Below are 20,161 nucleotides of genomic sequence, written 5' to 3'. Positions count from 1 at the left end.
GCGTGTTTTTTTATTAAAGCTGTCGATTTTTGTTGCCCGACACCCGATAATAGCGGCTTTATGCTAAGCGGACCCCTTTTATGCAAATCAGCGATAACAGCGTAGTACAGTTTCATTACACCCTAACCGACGTAAGCAATGGCGCCAGTGTTGAACTTGAAAGCTCTAACGGCAGCCACCCGCTGCTGTATCTGCACGGCCACGAGCAAATGCTGCCCGCACTGGAACAGGCATTAAACGGCAAGGCGGCCGGTGATAAGCTGGAAGTTACGCTGACGCCAACCGAAGCCTATGGCGAGCGCGACGAAAATGCCATTCAAAGTATGCAGGTAAAACACCTGATGGGCGCAAAAAAATGGCAACCAGGTATGACAGCAGTAGTGCAAACCGAGCACGGTCAGCGCCAGGTAACCATTGTTAAGGTAGGCATGTTTAAAGCCGACGTGGATACCAACCACCCGCTGGCCGGCAAAGCGCTGAAATTCGCCGTTGAGATAGTATCAGTGCGCGAAGCTACCGGCGAAGAAATTGCCCATGGCCATGCCCATGGTGAAGGTGGCCATCACCACCACTAAGCTTGATACCTGCTGCACAACCGGCAGCTAAGCTTTTGTCGCTTAGTTTGCCGGTGTTACTTTAAGGAGTTACCTTAATCAGTTGGCCCTTGTCACTGTCGGTCAGTAAATACAACGCTCCATCCGGCCCGCTGCGTACATCACGAATACGTTGCTTCAGCTCACTAAACAGCACCTGTTCATGCACTACCTGCTGGTTTTCTATTTGCAGCCGGTACACGCTTTTTGCTGCCAGCGCGGCAACAAAAATATTGCACTGCCACTGCGGGAATAACTCACCACGATATAACGTCATGCCCGCCGGGGCGATAGACGGTGTCCAGCCCCAAACAGGTGCCTGCATGCCACTGAAAGCGGTATAAGGTGATACCCTGGCGCCGGTATAATCTATGCCTTTGGTGGCTACCGGCCAGCCATAATTTGCCCCGGCGCTAATAATATTTAACTCATCACCACCGCGCGGGCCATGCTCGTGGCTATAAAGTGTCTGGCTTGGCGCATCATAAAAAATGCCCTGCACATTACGATGCCCCAGGCTGTATATTTCAGCCGCATAACCAGGTTTATTCACAAAAGGGTTATCTTGCGGTACTGAACCATCGGTATTTAACCGCACAATTTTACCCAAATGATTAGCCGGGTTTTGTGCTTGCTCACGATAGTCAAATCCGTCGCCAAGGGTTAATACCAGGCTGTTATCGGGCAAAAAGGCAATACGGCCGCCAAAGTGTGCCGCACCGCTTTTTAGTGGCTGAGCCTGAAAAATACGCTTAATGTTGTTAAGGCCACTGGCAGTCAGTTCAGCGCTGGCAAGGCAGGTGTTGTTAGCTTTTAATGTGCCACAGGCATAGCTGAGCAGGATCTGATTATTAGCCGCAAAATCCGGGGCCAGTATTACATCTTGCAACCCAGCCTGTGATGCCTGCATTAGCTCGGGCAAGGCCGGTTGAATGCTAAAACGTTCACTGCCATCCGCCGCCAGGCGTTTTACTGTGCCGCTGCGCTCGGTAAGCAGCATATCGCCATCGGGCAAAAATACCAGCGCCCAGGGGTAATTCAGGTTATCAGCTAACACTTTTAGCTGATAAGGCTGGGCAGCATTTAGTACAGGTACGGCAAAAAGTAACGCCAGTAAAATAGCAAACTTAAGCATAAAACTTTCTCCGTTTTAGTAGCCACAAATAGCACAAGCTACCGGCACTGCTGCACAGCAACATGCTGATAGTACCGGCGCTGCTGCGGGTTGCTGCAATAAGCGTAGGCATAGGCGCTAAGGCATTGATAATCAGTAACATAACGAGCAGCAACACTGCGCCCAGCCCTGCCGCCAGCCAGTAACGCCGCAGTAGCGGTAAAAAATGCAGTAAAACAGCTACTGCCAGCAGGTTAACCAGAGCTATAGGTGTGTAAGTTAAGCTAAAGTGGGTTAAGTCAAACCAGATTGTGGCCGCAATATCACCGGCCGCTACACCACCGGTAAGCGCAGCTATAGCCGCCAGGTTAAAACCACTTTGTGTAATGCAAGCCAGCACAGTTGTCAGCAATACAGCCAGCAACAGGTAGCCCACCGGATGCCAACGCACAGATATCATTATATTTCCCTTTTCTAACACCAGTTTGAGGCTACCTTGTCAACACCAAGGTAACAAGATTAATTTTACCTTCAGCTTACTTATAGGGCGCAGAAGCTGCTAAAATCGGCTCATGCCTTTAATCAGGTAAACTGTTAACGTCGAATTGGCGTAATGTCAGTTCCTTCAGCCAAAAGAGCAGCTATCCTGTTATGCGTTATATCAATACCCCTAACTTCGATCATCAGCAAAGCGATAAAATCGGCATACTGTTAACCAACCTTGGTACCCCGGACGAACCCACACCCAAAGCACTGAAACGCTATTTAAAGCAGTTTTTATCTGACCCCCGCGTAGTAGAAGTGCCGCGCCTGCTGTGGTGGCTGATATTAAACGGCGTTATTTTGCAGTTCCGGCCGCGCCGCTCAGCCAAAGCTTATGCTACCGTATTTACCGAACAAGGCTCGCCGCTGCTGTTTCATACTCAGGCACAGCGCGATGCCGTTGCGGCACAACTTAAACAAGATGGCCTGAACGATGTTGTGGTTGAGTTCGCCATGCGTTATGGCAACCCAGGTTTTGATTCGGTATTAGATAAAATGTTTGCCCAAGGCGTGCGCAAACTGATTGTGCTGCCGCTGTACCCGCAATACTCGGCTTCTACTTCAGCATCTACCTTTGATGAGCTGGCACGTAACTTTATGCGCCGCCGCTGGTTGCCCGATTTGCGCTTTGTGTCACATTATCCGGATTACGCGCCCTTTATTGCCGCCGCTGCCGACAAAATTCGTCGCCATTGGCAGCAAAATGGCCAGGCCGATAAACTGATTTTGTCTTATCATGGCATCCCGAAACGCTATCTATTTAATGGCGATCCCTATCACTGTGAATGCTATAAAACCTCGCGCTTAATTGCTGAGCAACTGGGTCTGAACAAAGATCAGTATATGACCACCTTTCAGTCACGCTTTGGCCGTGAAGAATGGCTCAAGCCTTACACCGATGAAACATTAAAAGCGCTACCGGCACAAGGCGTAAAAAGTGTGCAAATTTTTTGCCCGGGCTTTTCGGCAGATTGCCTGGAAACCATTGAAGAAATTGGCGAAGAAAACAAAGAATACTTTTTGCATGCCGGAGGCCAGCGGTACGAATACATCGAGGCGCTAAATGCCGGGCCGCAACATATTAACGCGCTGTGTCAGCTAATTAAAGACAACCTGCATGGCTGGCAGGTTAGCGCAGATCCACAACGGGCATTGCGCGCCAGTAGCCTCAAATCAGAAAAATACGGAGACTAAACTGCTTGTATGAGCACCAGCAACGGTAATAAAACGCGGACTGAACCAACATTAAATGCACCACCGCTGCTAAACAGAATGAAGTTTGATAATGTGCGGGAAACGCCCTATGTTGCCCCACAGCAGCCGCCATTGCGTTTAACCCGCTGGTTATTGTTATTGGCCATTATATTGCTGGGTGTGGCGGCTTATCAGGAAAGCCGCAACCATTTTTACCAATCTACGTTTTGGCACTGGCTGGCGGGCAAACTAAGCTACCAGGTGGTTTCTGGCCCGTCAGAACAAATACGCTATGCTCAGGCAGGGCCTTTTGACCAGCGCTTTGGCTACAGTAAGCTGCCACAGTGGCATGAAAAACTGCAGCAAACCGGCTTCCATATCAGCCAGCAAAGCCAGTTTTCTGACAGCTTAAGACGCTACACCGACTATGGTTTTTACCCGCCGTATAATGAAAAAAGCCAAACCGGCCTGATCATTAACGGCTGCAAGCAAGAACAGCTGTATCAGGCCCAAGCCCCTGCCATGCAATTTGCAACCTTGCAGGAAATGGCGCCAATACTGGTAAAAAGCTTGCTGTTTGTTGAAGACAGAACCTTACTGACACCCGAGCACCCCCGGGCAAATCCGGTATTAAACTTACCACGGCTAGGTGCTGCGGTATGGTCACAGCTGCAGCGTGCAGCTGGCATTCCTGCGGCGGCTGCAGGTGGCAGTACTCTGGCGACCCAATTAGAAAAATATCGCCATAGCCCCCAAGGCCTTACATCAGATGTTGCTGATAAATTTCGCCAACTGGTATCCGCCAGTGTCCGTGCTTATCAGGCAGGGTTAGATACCCGCCAAGCCAGGCAGCGTATCGTACTGGACTACATTAATACTGTGCCGCTGGCAGCAACAGCAAGTTATGGTGAAGTACACGGTATGGCCGAAGGGCTCTATGCCTGGTTTGGTGCAGAGCCCAAACAGGTTAATCAGCTGCTGCGCCAGGACGGTCCCTACACCGATGCTCAAGGCCTGGCACTTAAGCAGGTAATGGCGTTAATTATTGCCCAGCGTCGGCCATCTTATTATTTGCTAAAAGGCCGTGCCGATCTGGATCAGCTAAGCACCCGCTATCTTAATTTGATGCAGCAACAGGGCATAGTACCTGCCGAACTTGCCACTAAAGCCATACAACAAAAGCTGAGCTTTAATGGCAAGGCCGCTCCGGCTGCTTTACCCGGCACAGACTTTAAAGCCACCACTATGGTACGTAGCCGGCTTAGCCAGTTACTGAACCAAAGCCTGTACCAGCTTGACCGGCTGGACCTAAGCAGCCAAACCACCATTCATAACGAGCTGCAACGCAGCATCAGCCAGCACTTGCATCAGCTAAATAACTACAATAGTGCTGAACAGGCAGGTCTGTTTGCAGATCGCTTGCTATCGCCCGGCCAGCAAAGCAAAGTGCGGTACAGCTTTACGCTATATCAAAGCACCGATAACGGTAATAAAGTGCGGGTGCAAACAGACAACACTGATCAACCCTTTGATATGAACGACTCCAGTAAACTGGAGTTGGGCTCAACTGCCAAACTGCGCGTACTGGTGAGCTATTTGCAAATAGTGGCAGAGCTGCACCGGCTTTATGCCGAAGAAAGCGCCGAAACATTACGTTTTCTTGATTTAGCGCCCCAGGATAACCTGACCAACTGGGCAGTTAGTTATTTAAGTGAGCACCCCGGGGCTAGCCTTGACACCATGCTACAGGCAGCGCTGCAACGCCAGTACAGCGCCAACCCAAGAGAAAGCTTTTATACCGGTGGCGGCTTGCACACCTTTAACAATTTTCGCAAGGAAGAAGACAAACTTAACCCTACTATTGCCGAATCACTGCAGCAATCTATTAACCTGCCTTTTGTACGCTTGTTGCAAGATATGGTGAATTACAGCATTTATCATGGCGAAAATAGCAGTTACCAACTGCTGGCAGACGATGATAATCCGCGCCGTGAGCAGTATCTGCGCCGGTTCGCCGACCGCGAAGGCACTACCTTTTTGCGCCGTTTCTGGCAAAAATATAAAGATAGTAACGCTGAGCAACGTTTACAGCTGTATATTGCCAGCAGCAGGCAAACTCCGGAGCGGCTGGCGGTGGCCTACTTATATATCAACCCGAACAGCACTCTGGCGCAGTTTAGCGAACTGATGCAACAACAATTTGCTGCCAGCGAAAAAGGCAACTGGCCAAAACTCTATGATAAATATCAGCCGGATGCCTTTAATTTGCCGGATCGGGCATATTTATCCAGAAGCCACCCGCTTGAATTATGGTTGCTGGCTTACCTGCAGCAAACACCTGATGCTAGTTTGCAAGATGCCATTGCCGATAGCAGTGCTACACGGCAGGAAGTGTATCAGTGGCTGTTTAAAACCCGCTTTCGCAGCGCACGGGATAATCGCATCCGTAACATGCTGGAAATTGAGGCATTCTGGGATTTACATCAGCGCTGGCAGCGCCTGGGTTACCCGTTTGACTATCTGGTGCCTTCACTGGCGACAGCGCTGGGCAGCTCTGGTGACAGACCGGCTGCACTTGCGGAGCTGATAGGTATTATTATCAATAATGGTAAGCGGGTACCCACCATCCGGATAGACAAGCTGGCATTTGCCACCGACACGCCATATCAGACCCATTTCGAGCGACCTTTACCACAGGCCCAGCAAGTGTTGGACGTGGAAGTAGCGGCTGCGGTCAGAACCGTATTGCAGCAAGTTGCAACCGACGGCACAGCCCGGCGTTTACAACCCGCTTATGCCGATGCCAAACTGGCCATAGGTGGCAAAACCGGCACCGGTGATAACCGTCTGGTGCAGCTAAATGCCAGAGGCCAGCATGTCAGCTCAAAAGCACTAAACCGCACTGCAACTTTTGCGTTTTATCTGGGGTATCAGCATTTTGGTGTACTTACCGCTTATGTGCCCGACGCCGATGCTGAGCAGTTTAGCTTTACTTCAGCCTTACCGTTGCAGGTAATGAACAGTATGGCACCGGTTCTGGTGCCCTATCTGACAGAAGCTGGTTGGTGTAATTAGCCGGTAACAACCTGATTTCGGCCAAGATGTTTAGCCTGGTACAACGCCATATCCGCACGGTGTAACCAGGCTTCCCAATCCTCTCCCGGTTGTAACTGGGCCACGCCTATAGAAGTGGTCAGGTGCGAGCCATCTGGCAACATCATGCACTGCTCAACGCCGGCCCGCAGTTTCTCTGCCAATCTGTTAAGATCTGCCGGCTTGGTATCTGCCACCAGCACAACAAACTCTTCACCACCGAACCGGAATACCTGGTCATGTGAGCGCAACATAGATTGCAGCACGGGGATTAGCTCAATCAGTTTTTGATCGCCAACCTTATGCCCATGGTTATCATTAATTTGTTTAAAATGATCCAAGTCGAGCAAAATAAGCCCGTACTGCCGGCCACTTTTAGTAAACTCATAAATGGCAACCGCAAGTTGATCATTTAACGTACGCCGGTTTGACGCCCCCGTTAAGCTGTCGGTTGTTGCAAGTCGTTTTAATTCCTGCCGTTGTACCTGAGCCCGATAAGCAAAAATAAAAGCAAACACGCTGGAAATGGTTGTCGTTACCATAAAAGACATCATCTGGAACTGGCTGTCAAAAACACTGCCTGGACGCAAAAAAGCATAACTTAGCAAGGCCAGTAACATAGCAACTAATAACACAAAGGCTTTAAGCGGAGACACCAGAAAGAATATAAACACCAAAAACGGATAGACCCAAAACAGGCCATCGACACCCAAATTAATGCATACCAGCACAGCACCAATACAAAACACTACCGCCATAAACAGGCCGGGCTTTACCGTATCGCCGCTACGCCAGGCCACACGGGTAGCGATAATGGAGCAGGTTACCATCAGTAAATCTGCAATGCCGACGACAATATTGCCGGTATACAGACGATACAGGCCATAAGGTGTGACACACAGCACAATCATAGCCCCGACCAGAGTTAACATAGCCAGATAAAAATCGCTTTTTAAACGCTCCAACACCGCTTGTATCCCCGTCCGTGCTAAATTATTTCTTATTAATATAGAAGCATCGTAGCTTATTCACTAACCAGAAAGCAAAATCACCTAACGGCGCTACCTTGCAGCTAGCGCAACAATGCTGCGCTTAACTGATTAAAATGATTGAAACTCCAATCTGCCTGAGCAGCAAAATGCTGGTTATATTGATTCAGATATAAGCAAGAGGCCATACCTGCGTTGGCAGCAGTTTGAATATCAAAAATATAATCACCAACATAAATCATCTGCTGTACAGGCAACTGCAATTCAGCAGCAAAACGCAACAAACCGGCCGGATCAGGCTTTGCCGCGCAGTCTTCCCGTGTCAGCACATGCTGAATAGGGATCTGCAACCGTTGTAACGTTAACTGAGTTGCTGCGCGCATATTTCGTGTCAGTAGCGCCAGCGGTATACCCGCTTTTATCAGTGCCTGTAAGCACTCTTCAGCGCCAGGCATCCAGCAGGCTTGTCTGGCACCGTTTAGCTCATGCTGGCAGATAATCTGCTCAATTCTGCTGCATTCAGCCGGGTCAGCCACCTGAGCCAATGTTTCCAGTAAAGGTGTGCCATGCGGCCAGCCGATATCGTCGCACATAGCGGCAAAATCTAAAGCGGAGTCAACCAGCGTGCCGTCAAGGTCAAACACTACTGCTTTTATATGTTGTAGCTGCAAGCCGAAGCTCCTTATCCCATATTAGTCATTTTGGTCAAAAGTTAGTGAAATCCATCTTTTGGCTGCTTTCGTCTAAACTTATGCCATTGTTTTTAAATGCATTAGCTTTGGCACACTTTCTGCCTGAATAATCATATCACTACATCATAAGGAAGAAAAAATGAGTATTTTGAGGTTACTGTTTAATATACTGTGGTTTGTGCTGGGTGGTTTTGTCATGGGTTTATTATGGTGGCTGGCAGGCCTGCTGTGTTTTATCAGTATTATTGGTATTCCCTTTGGTCGCAGCTGCTTTGTTATTGGCGAAATGGCGTTTTGGCCCTTTGGTCAGGATGCAGTAAACCGGCGCTATATTAACCGCTATGACGATATAGGTACCGGTACCATGGGTATACTTGGCAATATTATCTGGTTTTTGTTTTTTGGTATCTGGCTGGCTATCGGCCACCTTGGCCACGCGCTGGTATGCTTTGTCAGTATTATCGGCATACCTTTTGGCATACAGCATTTAAAACTGGCCATGCTATCGCTGGCGCCTATTGGCAAAACGGTTGTAGCACGCCACGCCATCTGATGCTAAAGCACGGATACACGTAGCGACAAATGGGCATAACTTATATGGCAAAACACCACTATCAGCGCATCTGGCAAACGGTAAAGCAAATTCCAGCCGGAAAAGTAGCCAGTTATGGCCAGATAGCAGATTTGGCAGGCCTCCCCGGCCGCGCCAGGTTAGTAGGTAAAGCATTGGGACATGCCCCAACCGAACTCGCAGTACCCTGGTATAGAGTACTGCGTAGTGATCGCAGCCTAGCGTTTCCACAAGGCTCAGCAACAGCCGAAGAGCAACGCCAGCATTTACTGGCAGAAGGTGTATTGATAAAACAGAACAGGGTAAGTAAGAACGATATCTGGCAGCCTGAATTGGCAGAATTACTATTTAACCTGCAGTACTAATATTAAACCCGGTTTAGCCGTTTCTTTGAACGCAGTAAGGCTTCCTGCTCAAACTCTTCCATGTATTCAGCTAAATCGCCTTTCCATTTTTCATCAGCTTCATCTGCTGCATCTTTAACTAAACCGACTTCAAGTTGATCACGTTGCACCAGCAGTTTATGCGCCCGGCTATGCATTTCCAGCTCAACCTCAGCCTGAATCTGACTTATTGAACGCAGTAATAACAATTTACGGTAAGCAAAAAACGCAAAGAAGTTGATGATTATAAGAATAAAAAAGTATAACCAATTCATCCCACAGCCAACCTTATATTTTTACTCTTAGTTTTCACATTCGCAACCCACAGCGCAACTATTACAGGTACTAAGATAACGTTAATAATCGGGATGCCGTACTGGTAAAGTACCTGGAAAATGTCAGTATTACTGACAAAGCGATCAAAAAATCTAATTGTCTGGATTGACGCTAAAGCCAAAAATGCAACGCCGACAATATTTGCAATACTGCTGACGTTCTGTCTCAATAAATTGTGAAATTTATAAAGTAAGAATATTGCTATACAATCGAAAAAGATAAACACGCCGTACCACAGAAACTTATAGAACACACCAGGCAAACTGGCTAATTGATAGAGCAACGGAGTTAAAGCAGTCATTGCTCCATTTGCAACAGCTAAAACCATCAGTGAGATAACTAAAGACGATACTTTTCGCTCAATAAACACTGAAAGAACAAATAATAAAAAATATGCCACAAATACCAGCTTACCAAGATCAAATAATATTGTCTCAACAGTGTCCCAGCTCATAGTGCCCCCTCCATAAGGTTAATTAGAATCACGTGTTGGGCGGCTCTATACCTTCACCATTGCCAGAAACTGTAACGGGTGGTTCAATGCCCTCACCGTTACCTGCAACCGTGTTAGGTGGCTCAATACCCTCACCATTACCAAGTGTTGTGACTGCTTCTTTCGCCAGCAATGCTTTTGCTTGCTCGCTAATTTGCACTGAATCGGTTGTTTTTACGGCAGGAGACGCTGCAGCCTGAGTATTTTGTTGTTTTAACGCGGCCGTGGCTGCTTTTTCCTGAGTATATAACTGCAACTGGGCGGTGTTGTTATTGCTGATATTATTTACTGACATGCTCTACCTCTTGTATTGAGTTGTATCTCAACCCCATACTAAGATCCATAGCAAAAGAACTCCAGCAAATTTACAGCCATTTATTTGACAAAAAAGTGATATTTACGCCAAAGATGTAACCTTAAGTAATTATCCGGCTTATATAAGGATGAAAGTGAATTATCTTGCCCATGCTGTATTAGCAAAACCCAATCTTTATTCACTTACCGGGAATTTGCTTGGTGATTTTTGTAAAGGTATGCCGCTGGACACTTTGCACCCGGATATCCGGGCAGGTTTACTTAACCACCGGGCTACAGACAGTTTTACTGATCAGCATCCGCAAGTCAGGCAACTAAAAACCCTGTTCTCTCCCACCCGGCGCCGCTTTGCCGGTATTGCACTGGACGTGTTATTTGATCACTTTCTTATAAGGCATTGGCAACAGTTTTACAGCACAACCTTCGCCGATTACAAACAACAACTTTATGTTGATTTAGCCGCTGCTGAACCGTTAATGCCTGTCGTTATGGCAAACACAATGCGCAGTGTGCGTACGCATGACTGGTTCAGTAGCTACCAGCAACTGCCGCAGTTAGGAATGGCATTAGACCGTATTGCCAGCCGAATAAGGTTTGCACATCAATTCGCCGGCATTATTGACGAAATTAAGCCGCAATATAGCGCAATGGAACAAGGCTTTTTACATTTTTATCCGCAGTTGCAGCAACATATACAGCAATTGGCGCTTGAAGCCTGAGCAATAACGCCACGCCACAAATACGTTTGATGTTATTCCAACAGATTTATCCCGCCATTAGTTGCGTTAAAAGCCTGCTATTGGCTAGACTAGCGCCCTGTTCGTTTTGATAGCTAAAAATACAGGAGCGCAATAATGGGCGCACAATGGAAAGCCAAACATAAAATGGATGCTGCCAACGCCAAAGGCCGCATTTTTACCAAGCTGGCAAAAGAGATTGCCGTTGCCGCGCGTAACGGCGCCGACCCGGATATGAATGCCAAACTACGCTCTGCCATTGAAGCGGCAAAAAAAGCCTCAATGCCAAAAGATACGCTGGAACGTGCTATTAAAAAAGGCGCTGGTTTGCTTGATGGCCCGGCAAACTATGAAACCGTCGTTTATGAAGGCTTTGCACCGCATCAGGTGCCGGTTATTGTTGAGTGCTTAACTGACAATAAAAACCGTAGCGCCATGAGTATCCGGCAATTATTCCGCAAAGGCCAACTGGCTACTTCCGGTGCAATATCCTGGGATTTTAAGCATTTAGGTCAGATTGAAGCTGAGCCTACCAATGCAGACGCCGATGCTGAACTGGCTGCCATCGAAGCCGGAGCACAGGATTTTGAAGCAGGTGACGATAACGAAGTGGTGTTTTTAACCGAAGCTACCGATTTAGATCTGGTGGCCAAAGCTCTGCCAGAATTTGGCTTTAGCGTACTGACAGCTAAACTGGTATACCGTGCCAATAACCCGGTATCACTGGATGATACGCAGCGCGCTGAAGTAGAAGCCTTTTTAGATGCTATTGATGCTGATGATGACGTACAAAACGTTTACGTTGGCTTAGCCGGCTAAATTACTTTCTCTGTTATCAGCTTCGCTAAAACAGCCATCCTGTCGGGTGGCTGTGTTGTTTTTACTGCACGCCTAACCAAATAATAAACGCCAGATACTGACTTTGCGCTGCTGATGATATTCTTTGCGCAGTGTATCCACCTTCTGCAAATGCAATTTGGCCTGTGCAACATCGTCCTGCGTAGCGGCCTGCCGGGCTAACTGAAGCTCTGCCAATACCTGCTGCAGGCCCTGTTTAAACTGCTCGGCTTTTTCCGGCTCAAAATCCGCCTGAGTCGACTGTTGTGTTAGGCTGATCAACTCATCCAGCACCGGCAGAAGTTGGCCGGCGCTTTGCGCGTCATATGCCTGCTTATACTGAAAGGCCATATTCTTCATGGTTTTTTCCAGATCAACCGACGCCATAGCCGACACAGAGTAAAACAACCAACACAGGCTAAAACACAGAATGCGCATCACACTATCTCAAAAAACAATAAGGTGGTTATTGTAGCGTAAAGCGCCCCACAGGCATATCTTGCTGTGGCCCGTGCACACGCACAATAGCAGGCCGTTAAAACCCAGCCGGGGCCTGCACCAGACGCGAAAATAACCAGACTGGTCTGACAGTACTTGTCGTTAGCCGTTAAACCTGTTGAGATAGTCACGGGAACCTGACATACGATAAGAGATAACAATAATGAAGCAAACACTCACTCCTTTAGCCTTATTTTGTGGCGCTGCTCTGTTAAGTGGCTGTGCTGCAACAGGCAATAACAGCGCAGCCTTACAAACCAGCACCGCGCAGCAACTGGCGCAGCAATATATTATTATCGACACCCATATTGATGTGCCCTACCGGCTGCATAAAGACTGGGAAGACGTTACTGTGGCAACCCAGCGTGGTGAATTTGATTATCCGCGGGCGCAAGCAGGCGGTTTAAATGCGCCCTTTATGTCTATTTATATCCCCGCCTCTTACGAGCGTAGCGGTGGCGGTTATCAGTTGGCAAACCAGCTGATTGACAGCATGGAAGCCCTGGCAGGCCGTGCACCGGATAAATTCGCCATGGCGTACAGCACAAAAAATGTACTTGAACAGTTTGGCAGTGGCAAAGTATCACTGGCGCTGGGCATGGAAAACGGCACGCCGATAAATGGTAAGCTGGAAAACCTGCAACATTTTTATCAGCGCGGCATCCGTTACATTACGCTGTCGCATTCTGAGAGTAACCATATTGCCGATTCCAGTTACGATTTACGCCGCCGCTGGAATGGCTTAAGCCCGTTCGGTAAAGAACTGGTAGTGGCAATGAACAATATTGGTATGATGATCGATATTTCGCATGTATCAGATGACGCTTTTTATCAGGCAGTTGAGATCAGTAAGGTGCCGGTTATCGCTTCACATTCGTCGCTGCGCAGTTATACCCCCGGGTTTGAGCGCAACATGGATGATGACATGATCAAAGCGCTGGCGAAAAACGGCGGCGTAGTACAAATTAACTTTGGCTCGTCTTTTGTTACCATGATGGCTAACCAATATGGCGCTCTGCGTAAAGCCGCAGCGGAACAAGCCGGTGTAGCCGATGATGATGCTTTTGAGTTAGCGTTTCGCAAAAAACATCCCTATCCGTTTGCGACCCTAGATACCGTACTGGACCATATTGATCATGTGGTAAAACTGGTCGGTATTGACTATGTTGGTATTGGCTCTGACTACGACGGCGTAGGTGATTCGCTACCGGTAGGCCTTAAGGATGTTGCCAGCTATCCAAATTTAATCAACGGCTTACTGCAGCGTGGCTATAGCAATGCCGATATCGAAAAAATTCTGTCGGGTAATTTCCTGCGCGTCTGGCGTGAAGTAGAGCAGTACGCGGCACAACAAAAAGCCGGTTAAACACCAGTTAAGCGCGGCAGAAGCCGCGCTTAACTGTCAGCTGTACACCCGCTTTTTATTGAGGTGATTTGTACCGATGCATTACTGAATAAGGCCTGCCAGCACGCCGATAGCACCACCAAATACCCCCCCCCACACCACCAGCCAACCTAAATGCTGGCGGATCATCTGTTGAATAATATCTTTTACCAATTCAGGGGTTAGCTCGTTTAAGCGCTGCTGCACTATAGTGTCAACCTGAGCTCGCATGCTTTGTAATTGCTCAGGCTGGTCCAGTTGTGCCAGCACCAGCTGGTTAAATTCATCTGTTTGCGATACCTCTACCAGTACACTTTTCAGCTTACCGATAAACGGCTCTTTTAACGGCAATAAGGCAGCGCTACCACCAAACATGCCCAGCATACCGCCAAATGATGATTGCTCTACTACTTTTAACAAGGAGTCAAAAGCAGGCGACAGATCGGTCTGTGCTATAACCGGTTCAAAATCAAATGCTTTACTGTGGCTTTGCTGTTTGTCTGCTAAAAAGCGTTCGATATTGTTGCTGCTGAAAAACTGTGTCATCACCAGTTGGTAAATACCTGTTTTAAACTGCTCAAACCGGGCGGGAATTACGCCAGAGCCATATAACAGCGGTACTTTCTCAAACAGCATATGCACCGCCAGCCAGTTGGTCAAAGCACCGGATAACGCAAATAAACCTACACTAAGTAAAAGTGGTTGCTGTAAATACCAACCTGCCAGCGTAATTGCTGCGGCTACCCCGTTAGTAACAACATTTTTATTCATGCCTGCCTCCCGCTGTTAATACATAAGCTTATGTGGCGCCGATTCTAATCAGCCAACCGCATCCGGGCAAGCGCCCTCTTCAGTACAAAGCCAAATAAGGCTATGCTACACCGGTTTGAGATCAGAGAAAATTAACATGCAGATTGTTGTCGCCTCAGCTAACCCGGCCAAAATAAACGCAGTACAGGATGCACTGCAGCAGGTATTTGAACATCAGCAAGTATGTGTCAGCGGGTATAATACTGCGTCTGGCGTAGCTAACCAGCCAATGAGCAGTGAAGAAACCTTACAAGGTGCGCTCAACCGGCAGCAGGCAGTTGCAGCTGCCGCGCCGGGAGCAGACTATTATGTTGCCATTGAAGCAGGTTTAGACGGCGACTGCAGCTTCGCCTGGATTGTTATTGCCCACCAGGGACGCATCAGTAAAACCCGCTCGGCCAGTTTACCCATTCCACCCGCTGCACTCATGGCATTGCAACAGGGCGAAGAGCTGGGTGATGTTATCGACCTTATGTTCGCGCAACATAATATTAAACAACAAGGTGGAGCCATTGCCATGTTAACCAACCATCTGCTGACGCGCTCAAGTGTGTATCAGCAAGCGATTATCCTGGCAATGATCCCGTTTATTCAGCCGCAGCTGTTTACTACTTAACCGTAAAAACTCAGTTGTAACCTAATACTGCACAGTGTGCGGTATCGGCATCACGACGGCTGGTTTTAACTTCTGCAGTGTCACTGTTGTCAGTCCATACCAGGCTCAATGCCTGACGTTCTTGCTGAGTTAAATCCACCGTTTTTTGCTGATTAAAGTAAAAACGTGGTTCTTGCTCATGATTCTGTTTAACTGCACTCATAGCAGACTCCTGTAGTGGGTATAAAAAGAGAGTACCCACTAACTTTATAAGCCTTAGCCTGAGCGCAGGCTGAACAATAAATTTATCTGCTACAGATACGCCCGGTTGAATGACTCTTTCGATTGCTGCAGATAACTGCGCGCCTTTTGGGCATGATTTTCCCAGATCTGTTTATCTGCGGCGTCGGTAAACGGGTTTTGACTGCTACTTACTGAGCGCTCGAAACGGTCATAGTGCGTTAGCATTGCTGAAGTGATCTGATTAAACTGATCTTTATAGCTTTGGGTATGATCCAATTGCTCTGAGGTTTTCAGCACAAAACGGATAAGCTCAGTATTATTACCCTCATCCAGATAGCTCTTCGCTTTTAGCGTAATATTCCCCGCCACCTCTTCCATGAGTTTCTGCCGTACCATTTCATCTTTGCTAAGCGCCCTGCTAATCGTTTCCTGAGAGCGCGCCATGCTGGCATGTTGTAAAGTGTCGCGCAGTTGTTTATCTAAATTACGCCGAAAGCCGTCAATACTCTTTTGAATATTCAGTAGTTCGGCATCCAGCGCAGCCACTTGCAGCAACTCTTTTTCCAGTTCAGCCAGAAAGCGCTCTGCATCCTGATAAATTTTCAGGCCGTTTTGCTCTGCAAATTTACGATCAGAGCGGCTTAACCCCGCATCGCTGTAATTCGATTTATCAAAACTGGATGCCAGAAAAGACTTAAACGGCTCAGCAAAAGCAGAGTAAGCCCCTGCGCTTACTACGTTCAGTGTGGCTGTCGCCAAATCACCAAACGGCTTTAACATAGAATTTAGCCGGGCTTGTTGCAGTGGTGTTGTTACACGTTTTGCATCATTAATAATGCTGCGAAAACTGGCATAAGCCATCGGGTTAGACATTTTATTACGCTCTGAGCTTGCCAGCGCCAGCGCAATACCGGAATGCAGTGCATTGGCGTACTCCAGATACTGGCGCTGCAAATCCAGCTGGGCGGCGTAATTAACTCCCAAGGTACGGAAAGACTCCGCCTGCAAAGCAATATTCTGATCCTGACGCAATTTGTCCAGAATACCACTAACAATACGCTGCTCATTCTTCTGTAAAGCGGTTGCCAGTAAAATGCGCTCTACCAGTACATCGTCTATATATACCACGCCATTTACTGCGTCTATATCCAGGCGTAGGTAGCGCTTAGCCGGTTCATCAATAGACACCCGGTGTGCTTTATAACTTACATCGCCACCGCTATGCTCTATCAGAGCAACCGGCTGCCACAACGCATTTAACGATGGCATATCCGACACCAGCACATGAATGCGGTATGCGGTTATATTCGAATCAGGCCGCACCCATAATTCCAGTACGCCCATCTCACCGATAGCATCTTTGCTAAATAACACACTGTTCCCAGACTTACACCGCAGCGCCGACTCCCCCGAGCGAGGTACACCAAGCAAGGCCCGGCAATCACCCAGTTGGCGCCAGCGCTCGCCATCGCTGTTTTCAAAGCCATCACTGAAAACCACAGCCGTCTGAGCTGAAACACCAGGCAGCCAGGCAGCAAGCAACAACGCAATCAAATTACGCATGAAAACTCCGAAACTGGAAGTAAGTATAAAACCACCGGATAGCGGCTTTTGGAAGTGCGGCTATTTTAACCGAATACTGCCCTGCTGCAATACTGCGTTAGTTAACACTGCTTAAAATACGATATCATCAAACTTTTAACACACTATCTGCCCCTACAAGTGAGTCGTTTAAATGTGGCTGAATGAAGAGCAAGTACTCGATGCTGCGATACGCACCTATCGGAAGACGGTTTTGCACTCTACTCCCCAGCATGTCGTTATCGATAATTTATTTGATAGCAACAAACTCGATGAAGTTGTCCGTGTTTTACAGCAAGAAAATTACTGGCAAACACAGAAACACACTTATTCTGCTTTATACGTCGATAGCGCTAAATGGCAAAAAGCCAGGAAAAAACACCGTTTTGTGCAACGGGATCTGTGGCAACGCCCTGCACCGGGTGCCGGCAGCAATATTGCGCTGGAGTTTTTAGCGTTTTTACGTGGTGATGAATTTATGTCTTTATTATCACGTATCTTTAAAGTGGCACTAACTGATATCAATGTCGCTAATCCCGATATTAACAGCAATTATTTTCGCTTAGGTGCAACCGACTTTGTTAATCAGCACGCTGATGACTCACCCGGCAGAGAAGTGTGTATGTTGTTGTATTTAAATAAAGACTGGCACCACAACAACGGTGGTGACTTGGTTTTTATGGGGAAGGATGAGAAACCGGTCAGTATAGCGCCATTGTATAACCGCTGCGTATTGTTCAACCCCGCCTCACCGGGCTCTGAGCATTGGGTAAAAGCGCTGACAACGGGAAATACACAACGATATCGCTATAACGTCACCAGTTGGTATTGGTCTGAGTAGAAGAGAGAAGGATTCACTCGACGCATAAATGACAATACTGACTAAATATGTTTCTGTGTCAGTATTCTCTGTTGTCAGGTGGTTTAAAGTAATACAAACAGGTAAAAATCAAATAAGCCCAAACTTTACCTGTGTTTCGCGCAAGAACACAAAAGTATCAATGCATCGAACGTCGAACTGCTTGCAAATGTTTGGGACTTTAACCTTTTTTGTTGCGTCGCTTAATTTGCTTTCATGAGTAACGACTGTCGCACCTGTCGTTCTCGCTTTTGCGATCAACCACGGATCGGCCTTTGCCAGAAATTGGTCTCTGTTTGCCGGGCTGAAATCCTGCGCCATAACAAATTGAACAATCTCGATAAAAGTGTTTTGTGTGGCTTCATCATCATTGGCGATAAATTGAGTTCCCCGGGCTTTCACCCAATCCGACAAATCATCGTTGCCATCTTTTAACTCACGCCCAATCATATCAATACTGCCGGCTACGCCGATGGCAAATTGTTGATCCAGCCAATCCCAGTAAGCGGGGCAGAATTCCATATCGTAATAGCGATTTTTAGCTTCGATGTAAGTATTAGCGTCCAATAAATAAATCAAAAGCCAAACTCCTGCGCAAATTTGGCGACATTTGCTGGCTTCATCCCCAGCATCCAGCCGGCATCCCTTAAGATCAGCTTGCCATTAAGGGCTTCACTAACGACAGCCCTGGAGAACAACTCACTGATTTGCGCCTTTCTCGTTTTATAAAAGCTTGGCCCGCCTTCCTTCTTTTCTCTGGCGTTATAGGCGTCATTTTGTGCTTGAATAAACGCAGCATATTCAGGTTGGCTAATAAGTTGTAATGTCAGTGCTTTTCGAGCCAAAGTCCAGGAGCTGACATGAAAATGGGCTTGCAGATCAGGTAAGTTTTGCTGCCAAGCCTCGGCGTCAGATCGCCACAGTTGCTTAAATTCATCAGTCGGCACTAATAGCTCGGCCGCCACAGCGTTGCAAAAACGCTCCTCGTCGCGATGGTTATTTGCTCCGGCATCAGACACTCCACTTTGCCCAATCCAGATATGACATAACTCATGGATCAGGGTGAACAACCGGGCGCCAGGTGCATCGGCATGATTAATAAAAATCAGCGGCGCGAACTCATCACAAAGGGCAAAACCACGAAATTCATCAACGTTAAAAGGCCGGGTATGATGTCCAAGGCTTGGTTGGCGCATGACCAGAATACCTAAACGCTCTATACGCTGAACCAAATCACGATAATACTCTTCCCATGTCCCTCTTTGTGGGTGTGGAGCAATTTGCAACTTGGCGCGAATATCTGCAACAACAGCTTCAACACCTTGCTGAATACGGTAGCTGCCAACGACAGCAACAGGTTGTAGTAATTGATTACGTGCGTAGTCCCGATACCAGTCCTGACACTCCAGCATGTTTTTTAGCAGATCAATCAGTTCAGCACTTGGACGGCGTAACTCTCCAGAACCAACAGTACGCAGATCAGGAATAGGTAAATTTTCGACCGGAGGTTGTGCCAGGAATAAGTAACCAAACGGAACATAGGCTTTTTCGGCAAACTTCATTGCCTGTACGAAGGTTAACTGCAGCTCTCCGACTTCCCATTGCGCCAGTTTTTTATCAGTAACGCCAAGCTTATGGGCGAATTCAGGCAAAGAGTAACCTGAACGCTCCCGCGCCCAAGTTAACATTGCAATATTCACCTTGGCCTTACTCATTTTTACTCCCGTAATTTATTGAGCGAGGTTAGCGATAAATGTTCAAAATTGCCAGAAAAACAGTAATACACCTGGCAATCTGAAATGTGCTTGCCAAACTACACTGATGTAATGCCATCCATGGCATTAGCCCTTCAGTTGGCTCGTCTAAGTAACAAATGAGTGAGCAGCAATTTGACGGCACTGCTGATTACAAAGAGCTACAGCATCTATTAACCGATATAGACAGCCTGCCGCCAGAACTAAGGGCAGACGTGTTTAATCACTTACCTGCCATGCTACAAAGCCTTGTGGCACTGTTTGAAGCAGAGTTAAAAGGCGTGGTGAAAAACCCCGGGCAGCATGCACAGCGCCTGATGATAAACCAGGCCAATTACCTGGGCGGCATTCAAACCTACACACCGCGCAATGACAAACTAAAAACCACGCTGCGCAATATCGCTATTTACAACGCGCATAACCGGGGCGCGTCAATCGAAAAGCTGCGGGTAGAACACCGGCTAACCGACGTGCAAATTTATGCAATAATAAAAGAACAAACACTGGCTGAGCGCACCCGTCGCCAGCTAAATCTGTTTTGACTTAA

General features: G+C 47.6%; 24 protein-coding genes. 11 read left to right on the top strand and 13 right to left on the bottom strand.

The window, feature by feature from the left end; genetic code table 11:
- Positions 1–80: 80 nt before the first annotated feature.
- On the top strand, positions 81–575 hold the full coding sequence (locus AR688_RS04570; RefSeq protein ID WP_068229741.1) for an FKBP-type peptidyl-prolyl cis-trans isomerase: 495 nt from the start codon (positions 81–83) through the stop codon (positions 573–575).
- Between the two features lie 61 nt (positions 576–636).
- Here AR688_RS04570 and AR688_RS04565 read toward each other — a convergent pair whose 3' ends face one another.
- Complete coding sequence (locus tag AR688_RS04565) at positions 637–1,728, bottom strand: PQQ-dependent sugar dehydrogenase (RefSeq protein ID WP_068229738.1); 1,092 nt, start codon at positions 1,726–1,728, stop codon at positions 637–639.
- Entirely contained in the window at positions 1,721–2,167 is a 447-nt protein-coding gene (locus AR688_RS04560; RefSeq protein WP_068229735.1) for a hypothetical protein, read from the bottom strand. Before AR688_RS04560 ends, AR688_RS04565 begins: the two co-directional genes overlap by 8 nt.
- Before the next feature lie 191 nt (positions 2,168–2,358).
- On the opposite strand from AR688_RS04560, the gene hemH reads away from it, so the two are divergent.
- Both hemH and AR688_RS04550 read left to right on the top strand, forming a co-directional pair.
- Positions 2,359–3,444, top strand: a complete 1,086-nt coding sequence (gene hemH / locus AR688_RS04555) for a ferrochelatase (RefSeq protein ID WP_068229731.1) — start codon at positions 2,359–2,361, stop codon at positions 3,442–3,444.
- A gap of 9 nt (positions 3,445–3,453) precedes the next feature.
- Positions 3,454–6,519, top strand: a complete 3,066-nt coding sequence (locus AR688_RS04550; protein WP_068229728.1) for a transglycosylase domain-containing protein — start codon at positions 3,454–3,456, stop codon at positions 6,517–6,519.
- Here the strand turns inward: AR688_RS04550 and AR688_RS04545 are convergent.
- Both AR688_RS04545 and AR688_RS04540 read right to left on the bottom strand, forming a co-directional pair.
- Positions 6,516–7,505 carry a GGDEF domain-containing protein gene (locus AR688_RS04545; protein WP_068229725.1) on the bottom strand — a complete coding sequence of 330 codons (990 nt, stop codon included), beginning with the start codon at positions 7,503–7,505 and terminating at the stop codon, positions 6,516–6,518. The two genes, AR688_RS04550 and AR688_RS04545, sit on opposite strands and share 4 nt — an antisense overlap.
- A gap of 104 nt (positions 7,506–7,609) precedes the next feature.
- A complete protein-coding gene (locus AR688_RS04540; protein WP_068229723.1) occupies positions 7,610–8,197 on the bottom strand; it encodes an HAD family hydrolase in 588 nt (195 codons plus the stop codon).
- Positions 8,198–8,357: 160 nt separating this feature from the next.
- On the opposite strand from AR688_RS04540, the gene AR688_RS04535 reads away from it, so the two are divergent.
- Entirely contained in the window at positions 8,358–8,771 is a 414-nt protein-coding gene (locus AR688_RS04535; protein ID WP_068229718.1) for a YccF domain-containing protein, read from the top strand.
- A 44-nt stretch (positions 8,772–8,815) separates the two neighbouring features.
- Positions 8,816–9,154 (top strand): MGMT family protein, encoded by a 339-nt coding sequence (locus AR688_RS04530; protein ID WP_068231187.1) that lies wholly within the window; start codon positions 8,816–8,818, stop codon positions 9,152–9,154.
- Between the two features lie 2 nt (positions 9,155–9,156).
- Here the strand turns inward: AR688_RS04530 and AR688_RS04525 are convergent, their stop codons facing one another.
- The 3 genes from AR688_RS04525 to AR688_RS04515 are packed head-to-tail and all read right to left on the bottom strand — an operon-like array spanning position 9,157 to position 10,296.
- On the bottom strand, positions 9,157–9,447 hold the full coding sequence (locus AR688_RS04525; RefSeq protein WP_068229712.1) for a hypothetical protein: 291 nt from the start codon (positions 9,445–9,447) through the stop codon (positions 9,157–9,159).
- A complete protein-coding gene (locus tag AR688_RS04520) occupies positions 9,444–9,962 on the bottom strand; it encodes a hypothetical protein (RefSeq protein WP_068229706.1) in 519 nt (172 codons plus the stop codon). Before AR688_RS04520 ends, AR688_RS04525 begins: the two co-directional genes overlap by 4 nt.
- A gap of 28 nt (positions 9,963–9,990) precedes the next feature.
- Positions 9,991–10,296 (bottom strand): hypothetical protein, encoded by a 306-nt coding sequence (locus AR688_RS04515; RefSeq protein WP_068229703.1) that lies wholly within the window; start codon positions 10,294–10,296, stop codon positions 9,991–9,993.
- A gap of 154 nt (positions 10,297–10,450) precedes the next feature.
- Between AR688_RS04515 and AR688_RS04510 the strand changes: the two genes are divergently transcribed.
- Positions 10,451–11,035: an acyl carrier protein phosphodiesterase gene (locus AR688_RS04510; protein ID WP_068231184.1), complete on the top strand. Its 585-nt coding sequence runs from the start codon at positions 10,451–10,453 to the stop codon at positions 11,033–11,035.
- A 135-nt stretch (positions 11,036–11,170) separates the two neighbouring features.
- The gene (locus AR688_RS04505; protein WP_068229699.1) at positions 11,171–11,872 is read left to right on the top strand and encodes a YebC/PmpR family DNA-binding transcriptional regulator; all 702 of its coding nucleotides are present in this window, start codon (positions 11,171–11,173) and stop codon (positions 11,870–11,872) included.
- Positions 11,873–11,944: 72 nt separating this feature from the next.
- On the opposite strand, the gene AR688_RS04500 is transcribed toward AR688_RS04505, so the two are convergent.
- Positions 11,945–12,328 carry a cytochrome b562 gene (locus AR688_RS04500; RefSeq protein ID WP_068229694.1) on the bottom strand — a complete coding sequence of 128 codons (384 nt, stop codon included), beginning with the start codon at positions 12,326–12,328 and terminating at the stop codon, positions 11,945–11,947.
- Between the two features lie 223 nt (positions 12,329–12,551).
- On the opposite strand from AR688_RS04500, the gene AR688_RS04495 reads away from it, so the two are divergent.
- Complete coding sequence (locus tag AR688_RS04495; protein WP_068229693.1) at positions 12,552–13,754, top strand: dipeptidase; 1,203 nt, start codon at positions 12,552–12,554, stop codon at positions 13,752–13,754.
- Between the two features lie 81 nt (positions 13,755–13,835).
- On the opposite strand, the gene AR688_RS04490 is transcribed toward AR688_RS04495, so the two are convergent.
- On the bottom strand, positions 13,836–14,543 hold the full coding sequence (locus tag AR688_RS04490) for a hypothetical protein (protein WP_068229684.1): 708 nt from the start codon (positions 14,541–14,543) through the stop codon (positions 13,836–13,838).
- A gap of 136 nt (positions 14,544–14,679) precedes the next feature.
- Here AR688_RS04490 and yjjX point away from each other — a divergent pair, with 136 nt between their 5' ends.
- The gene (yjjX, locus tag AR688_RS04485) at positions 14,680–15,198 is read left to right on the top strand and encodes an inosine/xanthosine triphosphatase (protein WP_068229681.1); all 519 of its coding nucleotides are present in this window, start codon (positions 14,680–14,682) and stop codon (positions 15,196–15,198) included.
- Between the two features lie 10 nt (positions 15,199–15,208).
- Here yjjX and AR688_RS04480 read toward each other — a convergent pair whose 3' ends face one another.
- Both AR688_RS04480 and bdpA read right to left on the bottom strand, forming a co-directional pair.
- A complete protein-coding gene (locus AR688_RS04480; protein WP_068229678.1) occupies positions 15,209–15,400 on the bottom strand; it encodes a hypothetical protein in 192 nt (63 codons plus the stop codon).
- An 89-nt stretch (positions 15,401–15,489) separates the two neighbouring features.
- The gene (gene bdpA, locus AR688_RS04475; RefSeq protein WP_068229675.1) at positions 15,490–16,983 is read right to left on the bottom strand and encodes a BAR domain-like protein A BdpA; all 1,494 of its coding nucleotides are present in this window, start codon (positions 16,981–16,983) and stop codon (positions 15,490–15,492) included.
- Positions 16,984–17,155: 172 nt separating this feature from the next.
- Between bdpA and AR688_RS04470 the strand changes: the two genes are divergently transcribed.
- Positions 17,156–17,842 (top strand): 2OG-Fe(II) oxygenase, encoded by a 687-nt coding sequence (locus tag AR688_RS04470; protein WP_068229672.1) that lies wholly within the window; start codon positions 17,156–17,158, stop codon positions 17,840–17,842.
- 108 nt (positions 17,843–17,950) lie between these two features.
- Here AR688_RS04470 and AR688_RS04465 read toward each other — a convergent pair whose 3' ends face one another.
- Positions 17,951–18,439, bottom strand: a complete 489-nt coding sequence (locus AR688_RS04465) for a DUF4411 family protein (RefSeq protein WP_068229670.1) — start codon at positions 18,437–18,439, stop codon at positions 17,951–17,953.
- Complete coding sequence (locus tag AR688_RS04460) at positions 18,436–19,575, bottom strand: XRE family transcriptional regulator (protein ID WP_068229667.1); 1,140 nt, start codon at positions 19,573–19,575, stop codon at positions 18,436–18,438. The genes AR688_RS04465 and AR688_RS04460 overlap by 4 nt, the downstream gene beginning before the upstream one ends.
- A 158-nt stretch (positions 19,576–19,733) precedes the next feature.
- On the opposite strand from AR688_RS04460, the gene AR688_RS04455 reads away from it, so the two are divergent.
- Entirely contained in the window at positions 19,734–20,156 is a 423-nt protein-coding gene (locus tag AR688_RS04455) for a Mor transcription activator family protein (RefSeq protein WP_068229664.1), read from the top strand.
- Positions 20,157–20,161: the final 5 nt, after the last annotated feature.

This window comes from Rheinheimera sp. EpRS3, assembly GCF_001513785.1.
GTDB lineage: Bacteria > Pseudomonadota > Gammaproteobacteria > Enterobacterales > Alteromonadaceae > Alishewanella.
The sequence above is the reverse complement of the archived record's forward strand: the minus strand, read 5'-3'. Positions and strand labels throughout refer to the sequence as shown.